The following is a 10,633-nucleotide window of genomic DNA, read 5'->3' on the forward strand; positions in this document are numbered from 1 at the left end:
TCAAGGAAGTGACAGCCTATATCGACTATTACAACAATTATCGAATAAAAAGTAAACTAAAAGGAATGAGTCCTGTGAAATACAGAACTCATTCACAAATAAATTAATTTTTAATCCGTCCAACTTTTTGGGGTCAGATCATAGTTGAAAGGCTTCAGAATTAGAATATTTTTTGTGCTTAATTAACAGGTTCAACAGAAACGTATGATCTGTCTTTTTTACCTCTTTTAAATTGAACCACTCCATTAGTTAGTGCAAATAGTGTATGGTCTTTACCCATTCCCACGTTTTCTCCTGGGTGATGAGCAGTACCACGCTGACGAACCAATATGTTACCTGCAATTGCAGCTTGGCCACCATAAATTTTCACACCCAATCGTTTACTTTCCGATTCTCTACCGTTTTTAGAACTACCAGCTCCTTTTTTGTGTGCCATGGTTTATATTATTTTGAAATTTTTTCGATTAATACTTTTGTGAAATCCTGACGATGTCCATTTCTTTTCTTGTAGCCCTTTCTTCTTTTCTTTTTGAAAACGACTACTTTATCGCCTTTAACATGACCAAGGATTTTCCCTGATACCTTAGCGCCCTTTACTAAAGGTGCACCTACTTCGACTTTTCCATCATTGTCTAATAACAATACTTTGTCGAACTCTACGGAAGCGCCATCTTCACCCTCCATCTTTGGAGCGTATACGAACTGGTCTTGCGTTACTTTGAACTGCTTTCCGGCTATGTTTACAATTGCGTACATTGAAATAATTATTTAATAAGTATACTATTTCCCAAAAGGAATGCAAATATAGTGATTTTATTTAATGTTACAAAAGCTATGAAATCAATCCTAATAAATATCTTTAAGACTGTTCTGCACATTTGATAAGCGATTGAGATATTGCTTCATTTATAATAAAATACAAGCGACTAAAGTTGTTTTATTGCTTTTTAATCCGATTTAAAATAATAAATAGCTTGATATGCTTGCTTAGTATGCTTGCAGTGCTTTAATTTGAAACTATCATACATGGAAATAGAATGGAGAGATGAAGGTAAACATTCCTGAGAAATATACAGATTTATATATAAAAGCTTTAGGAGATAAAAAGAAGGCTTTGCAGATGAAAATCAATCAATTCAAGGCGGAAATTGAGGAGATAGATAGTCATCTTTCTAATTTGGTTAACTTACCTCTTTTTCAGGAAAATGAAGCGCAAAATTTGCTTCACCAAAAAACAAATGCTTATCACGATCAATGGGCCTGGACGAAGAAAATCGCCTATTTTATTGATTTTAAGCGGAAATTGGTCAAAACAAATGAAGTGGTAGATTTCATCATGGAAAAGGAACCTGATCTTAATAAATCTAAAGTAAGGAGCTCAGTTTCAGCAGCTTTATCTAATAAAATGAAGAAAGGAGTCTATCGAAAATTTGAAGATCCAGTGACAAACAATACCTACTACGGACCAGTAGCTTATTTCTTGAATCAAGTAGAACCACAGATTGAATTTATGCCAGAAGACTTGAAAGAGAGATTGTTATATAATAATTAGTGATGTAATATAGGGTCTTTTTAACCATTTTTTGATAGCTACAATTGCTTGTGCTTGTGGAAAACTTTCCCAAGTTTTTTTAATGCTTGAATACAGTCAAAATTCCCCTAAGTGAAGCTGAGATAAAGGCATGTAAATTGTTGTTAGACAGATATATATATACTTATCCACAACCCCCTGTCAGTAACTTTTGCTCCTTTGATTTTTGAATAGAGTTCCTAATATTTGTAAGCACAGCCAAGAAAATAGGGAAGAGAAATGAAGTTTTTGATTGCGTAATTTTTTCTATCTGCTTTAGTAAGAATTCATTAGCCTAAACCAACCTGTTTTCTTTGAGGATTTTATAAAAAATTAAAAAATATTTCAGAGATGAGTGAAGTAACCACATTCCAAGACGAGCCGATTTTGAAGGAGAATAAAGACCGCTTCGTATTATTTCCAATACAACATAAAGATATATGGGAATTCTATAAGATGGCAGAAGCTAGCTTCTGGACTGCCGAAGAAATTGATTTAAGCCAGGATCAGAAAGATTGGGAAAACCTTACGGATGGCGAAACACATTTCATAAAGCATGTACTGGCATTCTTCGCAGCCAGTGATGGAATCGTAAACGAAAATTTAGCCGAAAATTTCGTAGCTGAAGTTCAATACACTGAAGCTAAGTTTTTCTATGGTTTCCAAATTGCGATGGAAAATGTGCACTCTGAAACTTACAGTCTTTTAATTGACACTTACGTAAAAGATAATAAGGAGAAAAGCAGTCTCTTTAATGCTATCGATACTATGGATTGTGTTAAGAAAAAAGCAGACTGGGCTTTACGTTGGATTGATGAAGGAAATTATGCAGAAAGACTAATAGCCTTCGCTGCTGTGGAAGGAATATTTTTCTCAGGAAGTTTCTGCTCTATCTTCTGGTTGAAGAAAAGAGGTTTAATGCCAGGATTAACCTTCTCCAATGAATTAATTTCTAGAGATGAAGGATTGCATTGTGATTTTGCTTGTTTGCTTTACAACAACCATTTGGTTAATAAATTACCAAAAGATAAAGTGACAGCTATCATCACTGATGCAGTGGAAATTGAAAAAGAATTTGTAACGGATTCATTGCCGGTAAAATTAATTGGAATGAACGCGGATTTAATGTGTCAGTATATTGAGTTTGTGGCGGACAGATTATTACAAGAATTAGAATGTGATAAAGTTTACGGATCAAGCAATCCATTTGACTTTATGGAAATGATTTCATTGCAGGGTAAAACTAACTTCTTTGAGAAAAGAGTTGGGGATTATCAGAAAGCCGGTGTAATGAAAAAAGAAGAAGATAGCGATAAAGCTAAATTCTCTTTGGATGAAGACTTTTAAAAATGTCAGTTATAGCACTTTAGCTATTTCATAGCGTCATTCCTGCGAAGGCAGGAATCTAGTGAGCAAAAAAGAAAATAAAAAACAAAGAACCCCTCGCCTCGTGCGAGGAACAAGAACCTATAACCCCATAAAAATAATAGCATGTTAGTTGTAAAAAGAGACGGTAGGAGAGAAACCGTCAAATTCGATAAAATTACTGCCCGCATAGAAAAATTATGCTACGGCCTAGATCTTAATTACATTCAGCCAATTGATGTGGCTAGAAAAGTAATCAACGGTATTTACGATGGCGTAACTACCCAGGAGTTGGATAATTTAGCTGCTGAAACGGCGGCTTCCATGACGGTAAAACACCCGGATTATTCCAAACTTTCCGCTAGGATTGCCATTTCCAATTTGCATAAAACCACTAGCAAGTCTTTCAGCAATACCATGAAAAGGCTTTACACTTATGTGGATGCTAAAACTGGACAAAATGCACCATTGCTTTCAACTGAAACTTATGGCATCATCAAAAAACACGCGGCTCAATTAGATTCTGCTATTATCTACGACCGTGATTTTGGTTATGATTTCTTTGGTTTCAAAACTTTGGAGCGTTCTTATTTAATGAAAGTTGATGGAAAAATCGTTGAGCGTCCACAACATATGTTGATGCGAGTGGCGATTGGTATCCACGGGGAAGATATTGAATCAGCAATCAAAACGTATAATTTGATGTCTGAAAAGTGGTTTACACATGCTACACCAACACTTTTCAATGCTGGTACTCCTAAACCACAATTATCCTCTTGCTTCTTATTGACTATTCAGGAAGACAGTATAGATGGTATTTATGATACCTTGAAGCAAACGGCTAAAATCTCTCAGTCAGCCGGAGGTATAGGACTAAGCATCCATAATGTAAGAGCAACAGGTTCATACATCAAAGGAACCGGTGGGGTTTCCAATGGTATTGTTCCGATGTTGAGAAACTTTGACATGACCGCAAGATACGTGGATCAAGGGGGTGGAAAAAGAAAAGGTAGTTTTGCTATTTATTTAGAGCCTTGGCATGCTGATATTTTCGACTTCTTGGATTTGAAAAAGAACCACGGAAAAGAAGAAATGCGTGCGCGTGATTTATTTTACGCTATGTGGATGTCGGATTTATTCATGAAAAGAGTGGAAGCCAATGCAGAATGGACATTATTCGATCCGAATGAAGCGCCAGGCTTGGATGAAGCTTATGGAGATGACTTCGAAAAACTTTATGAAAAATACGAACGAGAAGGAAAAGGAAGAAAGACCATAAAAGCCCAAGAGCTTTGGTTCGAGATTTTGGAATCTCAAATTGAGACGGGTACACCTTATATGTTGTATAAAGATGCGGCAAATAAAAAGTCGAATCAGAAAAACTTGGGTACCATCAAGTCTTCCAACTTATGTACTGAGATTTTAGAATATACGTCTAAGGATGAAGTGGCCGTTTGTAACTTGGCTTCTATTGCCTTGCCTATGTTTGTGCAAGATGATGAGAACGGAAAGAAATTCTTCGATCACGATAAATTATATGATATTACTTATACGGCTACAGTAAACTTGAACCGTGTGATTGATGTCAATTATTACCCAGTAGAAGAAGCCAGAACTTCCAATATGAGACACAGACCAATCGGTTTGGGTGTTCAAGGATTGGCTGATGCTTTCATGCTATTACGTTATCCTTTTGATTCAGCAGAATCAAGAAAGTTGAATAAGGAAATCTTTGAGACCATTTACTTTGCTGCAATGACTGCTTCTAAAGATTTGGCTATAAAAGAAGGTCCTTATGAGACCTATAAAGGTTCGCCTGTGTCTAAAGGAATTTTCCAATTCGATATGTGGAACGTAACGCCATCAGAAAGATGGGATTGGACTACCTTGAAACAAGAAGTAAAGAAAAATGGAGTTCGCAACTCATTATTGGTGGCACCAATGCCAACAGCTTCTACTTCTCAGATTTTAGGTAACAATGAGTGCTTTGAGCCATATACCTCTAACATCTACACCAGAAGAACATTGTCAGGCGAGTTTGTGGTAGTGAACAAGCATTTAATGCGTGACTTGATTGAAAGAGGCATGTGGAATGACAACATGAAGAATAAACTGATTGCAGCCAATGGTTCAGTTCAGGATATTGCGGATATTCCAAAGGATATCAAAGAATTGTACAAAACCGTTTGGGAGATTTCTCAAAAAGCAATTATTGACATGGCTGCAGACCGTGGAGCTTTCATTTGTCAGTCACAGAGTATGAACTTGTTCATGCAAGACCCTAACTTCGGTAAGATGACTTCTATGCATTTCTATGCTTGGAAGAAAGGTTTAAAAACCGGAATGTATTATTTACGTTCAAAAGCAGCAACTAGTGCGATTCAGTTTACTGTTGATAAAAGTCAGTTGAACGAACCACAGCCGGAAAGCAAGCCTCAGGACATTAACCTCAATACCGATACTAAGGTGAAAAGACCAGCAAATAATGGTGGAGCTCAAGGTCAAGGACCACAGGCCAATGCCGAAGACGATCTAGCAGCGCTTAAAGCAGCTCAGGTAGCTTGTTCTTTGGACAATCCTGATGATTGCGAAATGTGTGGATCTTAAATGAGATTAAAGAAAATAAACACAAACTGTTTATTCATAGCCGAAAACCACCTGGGAAACTGGGTGGTTTTTTTAGTATAAAGCCTGTGGGTTTTGAGGAATTTCCTGTATAAATTATTAAATTAGTTATCTAAATACTTAGATAAGATGATAAACCAAACCTACCATACAAAAACTCAATTCAATAGACTTGTTCCACAATCCAAATTTATTTTAATAGGAAATAATATTGATGGAAAAGTGAATATTGGGATCACCGAATTTGAATCGTTTGAAAAAGTAAAGAATCAGCTTCCTGATATTATTGAAAATTTAAAATTTGAAGGGGAATGGGCTTTAGAACTTTATCAAGTTCCAGTTCAATACAAAATTCATCATCAATATGGATATTATAGGATTCCTAAACCTGGGAAACGAATATTTAAATACTCTTATATGGAGGCGGGAGATATTAATAAAGTTTTAATATCAGATGCCTTGATTCATTTTGAGAGTACATCTCATTTGTATAATGAAAATACAGATAACTATAAGTATCAAGAATTTTTAACCATTCAGTTGAAAGTTAAAGACTAGGACAGATTGCTATTTATGTATTATTATATCAAATAATTTTACTTTTAGAAGATTTGGAATAACTTTATGGCAAGCGTTAGTTTAGAACTTAATATTTCAACTTAATGGACTTACCAAAACTGTTTAATGAATTATATACTGCAGGGAATGAGACAGAACTTTTAGAAGTTATTGAAAAGCATGACCTTTTTAATAATAGTGAAAATTGGTATCCATTAGGAGGGAATAATAGTAATTATGGAATAATAGAAAACCAACAATCAAATTCTATTGCTGCACTAATTGAGAAATTAACAAATTCTATTGATGCTTCTTTAACTAGAAAATGCCTAGAAAATAATATTGATCCAAAATCAGATACAGCTCCTAGGACAATGCAGGATGCTATTAATTTGTTTTTTCCTGACAACTCTAGCTGGGATTTACCTGTTTTTAGAAAAAAACAAGCTGAATCTTTACAAATTGTGGCCGATGGTCCGAAATTGAATTCTTCTTTAGTCATTTATGATGAGGGGGAAGGTCAACACCCAGAGAATTTTGAGAAGACTTTTCTTTCTTTGTTAAGTGGTAATAAAAATGAGATTCATTTTGTACAAGGAAAATACAATATGGGAGGAAGTGGTGCGATTGTATTCTGTGGAAAACATGGTTATCAACTCATAGGATCAAAAAGGTATGATAAATCTGGGGATTTTGGATTTACCTTAATCCGAGAACATCCTTTAACTTCTGAAGAAAAGAAAACTAAGAAAAATACTTGGTATGAATTCTTTAAGTATCAAGATAAAATCCCTTCTTTTCCTATAGATAAGTTAGAATTGGGGTTATACAACAGACAATTCGAGGTAGGAACTATTATAAAATTGTATTCTTATGATCTTCCATCAGGAAGTCGATCTGTTATTTCTCGAGACCTTAATCAGAGTATAAATGAATATTTGTTTGAACCCGCTCTTCCAATCTTAACTGTAGATAAGAAAGAAAGATACCCTGATGATAGAAATCTAGAACGACCATTGTACGGACTTAAAAGAAGATTAGAGCAAGATGATAATAAATATATAGAAGCTTTTTTTTCAGAAACCTATTCAGATGATCTTTTTGGTGAAAATGGATCTGCTAAAGTAACATGTTATGTTTTTAATAATAAGGTTGATGGTAAATCTGCCAAAGAAACCAAAGACACCATAAGAAATGAATTTTTCAAGAGTAATATGTCAGTTCTTTTTTCAGTAAATGGACAGGTTCATGGACATTATACTTATGAATTCATTGTTCGTTCATTACAAATGAATATGCTTAAGCATCATTTATTAGTTCATGTTGACTGTGATAACATGGATATTGATTTTAGGAATAAGTTATTTATGGCATCCAGAGATAGATTAAAGGATGGCGATGAAACAAGATCTTTACGGCAATTTTTAGCAAAGAAATTGAAGGCTAACGAAAAACTATCTGAAATCAATAAAAAAAGAAGACAACAAATATCTTTCGATGAAGGTGATACTAATCAACTTCTCCAATCTATAAGTAAAAAATTGCCCTTTAATTCTGAGTTAATGCAACTCTTGAATAAAACATTTAAGCTAGAACATATTAAGGATGAACAAGATAAGAAAGGGAATGAAAAGAATAGTAAAAGGAAAGAGAAAGAGCCATTTAATCCAAAAAGGTTTCCTACTAGATTTAAACTTAAATTACCAGAAAAAAACGGGCAAAAAGCTGTAAATATACCTAGAGGGAGTGAGAAAAAACTTTTGTTTGATACTGATGTTGAGAACAATTATTTTGATCGTGTGGCAGAGCCAGGTAAACTTAAAATAGCTCTTGTAAGCTATAATAAAAATAATAGTGGTGGTGGCAATCAAGTTAGTCCAACCAATATTGAAGATGTTTTTAATATTGCAACATCTAGTCCTAATGATGGAACTATCCGCATTAGTCTAAATCCGAAGGCTCAAGTAAATATTGGAGATGATATTGAAATAAAAGTGACCTTAACTGGACCAGGTGAAGATTTAGATGAAATTTTCTGGGCTAAAATCACTGAGCAGGATAACCCCAAAAAAACTAAACCAAAGAAAGAAAAAGAACCCGAATTAGCGGGGATACCTCCAATGGTTTTGGTATATGAGGATAAAGAAGGATTTATGACTTGGCAGAATGCTGAGGATGCAATAAGTGATGATTTTAACCATGATACAGTAATGTATCCAGTGGCGGAAGGTGAAAGTGCTTTGGATAAGATTTTAGTAAATATGGATAGCCGTGTACTTAAGAATTTTAAATCTACTTATAAAAACCCAAATTCAGAGCAATTAGCATTGGCTGAAAATAAGTATAAAACGTCTGTTTATTTCCATACGCTATTTTTATATTCAATCACTAAAAATCGTGGTTTTCAAATTAGTAGAGCAGCTGAAGATGGAAATTCCCAAGAGATTGTGGACGTAGGTGAATATCTAAAAGATATATTTGATCATTATTATTCAGCCTTCATCTTAAATTTTGGCGGTATGGAAGAAATGATGATTGGGGTTGGGGACTAATTTTATGAATAATTAATTTTATTATGCAAAGAGATGCTTTTGATTTAGGTAAAGAACTTAGAAATCATACAGTTGGATTTAAGTTATATCCTCCATTATGGAATGAATTTGATATTCCAATAGAAATAATGAACCAGTTAAACTGGAAAGAGCATAAATTTCTAAATGCACTTGGAAATGACTTTTCGAGTGAAGTTAAAAATCTGCCTAATAACAAAGGGGGGATTTACTTATTTATCATTAAATCAAATGTTCTTCCAGAAATTAGTGAGTATTTAGCATATATAGGAAGAGTACAGCTTACAGATTCACATAATTTTAGGGTCAGATGTAAAAAATATTTTAGGGAATATTTGAATGATACTGAAAGACCAAAAATCACTACAATGCTAGAATTTTTTAAACACAACTTATATTTACGTTATGCGGAAATTGAGGATAATGAACTTATAGTAGAGTTAGAATCAAAGTTAATTAATAGTTTAATACCACCATTTAATGATTTGATTCCAGAAAAAAGAATCAGAGATGCTGTAAAAGCTTTTTAAACAAATATCAGTTATGAAAATACCAGCAATAAGAGCAAAAATAGGCGATTGGACTTACTACATAGGAACAATGACATTTAAACAGATTTCTGAAAAGGTTGAGAAAATTAATGATCAACTTCATAAATCGGAAGGTTTGAGAGATTTAATTCAAAGAAGTTTAACCAAGAACCATTTAAGTATTAGTGAGTACATATTAAATCAATCAGAAAGATTTTTTAATTCCATAGTTTTGGCTGTTTATAATGACTCTCCTAATTGGGTTGAGGTAGAATTAAATTTCAAGGGTGAAGAATTCTTCAATATGGGTTTTTTAGAATTCAGTGGTGAAGAGAAGATTTTCCCTGTTGATGGTCAGCATAGAGTTGAAGGTATTAAGGAAGCAATTAAACAAAAGGAATCATTAGGTAAAGAGTCAATTGGTGTGATTTTAATAGGCCATAGTAAGGATTCAGTAGGGATGCAAAAGTCTAGACGCTTATTTACTACTCTAAATAGATATGCTAAACCAGTTACTATGGATGATATCATAGCCTTAGATGAAGATGATAGTGTTGCTATCGTTACAAGAATATTATTAGAAGAGCATAAATTATTTACAAAAAGCAGGGTTACCAAATCAAAAAACAAAGCAATAAACGATACTGATAAGACATCGATTACTTCAATTATTACTTTATACCAATGCAATTATGAACTTTTGAAATTATTCAGAAAGTTAAGAAAGGAAAATGAACCAGATGAGAAAAGGGACAAGAAAAAAATTAAAGAGTATTTGAAATTTAGACCTAGTCAAAAAGAAATAGATTTATTTGAGGGCTTTTGTAGAAAATACTGGGATAATTTTTCTAAAGAGCTAAATTCTATAGAGGAGTATATTGGATTAGAAGTTAGTGAAAAGCCTGCACTGAAATTTAGAAATAAAGAGAATGGTGGCAACTTACTTTTTAGGCCTGTAGGCTTGCTTCCTTTCGTCCAAGCTTCTATTGAAATTCAAAAAAGAACGAAAGAAAATTTTGGGATAATATTTAAGAGATTCGAGAAAATTGACTTTAGTATTAATGAAAAACCATGGAAAAATGTATTGTGGAATCCAAATGAAAAAACTATGATTATGGGGACATCTGGTATTGTAAAACTCCTTTTAATTTATCTTTATGATGAAGATATTATAAGACCATCTGAGCTAAAATCACTAAAATTTAAATATGCAGATAAAACAAACATTGAGGGAGAAGATATAAATGACATATTAAATGAATTACCTCGATATTAAAGATTTAATTGCCAAAAATAGTTGGTAAAAGGCTTTAAAATATCTTGTAATCCTCTGATATATAGGTAAATAAATATATTTTTTCTAAAGCTCATTGAAATGTGTTTCAATGAGCTTTTTTTTGTACATGAAAAGTACA

10 protein-coding genes are annotated in these 10,633 nt (G+C 33.5%); 8 read left to right on the forward strand and 2 right to left on the reverse strand.

Annotation, left to right across the window (positions count from 1 at the left end; all coding sequences use genetic code 11):
* The first annotated feature begins 8 nt into the window (after positions 1-8).
* A complete protein-coding gene (locus VFM92_RS01790) occupies positions 9-107 on the forward strand; it encodes an IS3 family transposase (protein WP_414675557.1) in 99 nt (32 codons plus the stop codon).
* 71 nt (positions 108-178) lie between these two features.
* On the opposite strand, the gene rpmA is transcribed toward VFM92_RS01790, so the two are convergent.
* Positions 179-436: a 50S ribosomal protein L27 gene (rpmA, locus tag VFM92_RS01795; RefSeq protein ID WP_085518803.1), complete on the reverse strand. Its 258-nt coding sequence runs from the start codon at positions 434-436 to the stop codon at positions 179-181.
* Between the two features lie 8 nt (positions 437-444).
* Positions 445-756, reverse strand: a complete 312-nt coding sequence (gene rplU / locus VFM92_RS01800) for a 50S ribosomal protein L21 (RefSeq protein WP_325120479.1) — start codon at positions 754-756, stop codon at positions 445-447.
* A 289-nt stretch (positions 757-1,045) separates the two neighbouring features.
* Here rplU and VFM92_RS01805 point away from each other — a divergent pair, with 289 nt between their 5' ends.
* The 7 genes from VFM92_RS01805 to VFM92_RS01835 all read left to right on the forward strand — a co-directional run bounded on the left by VFM92_RS01805 (position 1,046) and on the right by VFM92_RS01835 (position 10,494).
* Complete coding sequence (locus VFM92_RS01805) at positions 1,046-1,552, forward strand: hypothetical protein (protein WP_325120480.1); 507 nt, start codon at positions 1,046-1,048, stop codon at positions 1,550-1,552.
* A gap of 369 nt (positions 1,553-1,921) precedes the next feature.
* The gene (locus VFM92_RS01810; RefSeq protein WP_325120481.1) at positions 1,922-2,917 is read left to right on the forward strand and encodes a ribonucleotide-diphosphate reductase subunit beta; all 996 of its coding nucleotides are present in this window, start codon (positions 1,922-1,924) and stop codon (positions 2,915-2,917) included.
* A gap of 144 nt (positions 2,918-3,061) precedes the next feature.
* Positions 3,062-5,542, forward strand: a complete 2,481-nt coding sequence (locus VFM92_RS01815) for a ribonucleoside-diphosphate reductase subunit alpha (protein ID WP_325120482.1) — start codon at positions 3,062-3,064, stop codon at positions 5,540-5,542.
* A gap of 147 nt (positions 5,543-5,689) precedes the next feature.
* Positions 5,690-6,118: a hypothetical protein gene (locus VFM92_RS01820; RefSeq protein WP_325120483.1), complete on the forward strand. Its 429-nt coding sequence runs from the start codon at positions 5,690-5,692 to the stop codon at positions 6,116-6,118.
* A gap of 104 nt (positions 6,119-6,222) precedes the next feature.
* Positions 6,223-8,670 (forward strand): hypothetical protein, encoded by a 2,448-nt coding sequence (locus VFM92_RS01825; protein WP_325120484.1) that lies wholly within the window; start codon positions 6,223-6,225, stop codon positions 8,668-8,670.
* A gap of 23 nt (positions 8,671-8,693) precedes the next feature.
* The gene (locus VFM92_RS01830) at positions 8,694-9,218 is read left to right on the forward strand and encodes a hypothetical protein (protein WP_325120485.1); all 525 of its coding nucleotides are present in this window, start codon (positions 8,694-8,696) and stop codon (positions 9,216-9,218) included.
* Positions 9,219-9,231: 13 nt separating this feature from the next.
* Complete coding sequence (locus VFM92_RS01835) at positions 9,232-10,494, forward strand: DNA sulfur modification protein DndB (RefSeq protein ID WP_325120486.1); 1,263 nt, start codon at positions 9,232-9,234, stop codon at positions 10,492-10,494.
* Positions 10,495-10,633: the final 139 nt, after the last annotated feature.

The sequence above is a fragment of the Marivirga sp. genome (assembly GCF_035704835.1).
In the GTDB taxonomy this organism is placed as follows: Bacteria; Bacteroidota; Bacteroidia; order Cytophagales; family Cyclobacteriaceae; genus Marivirga.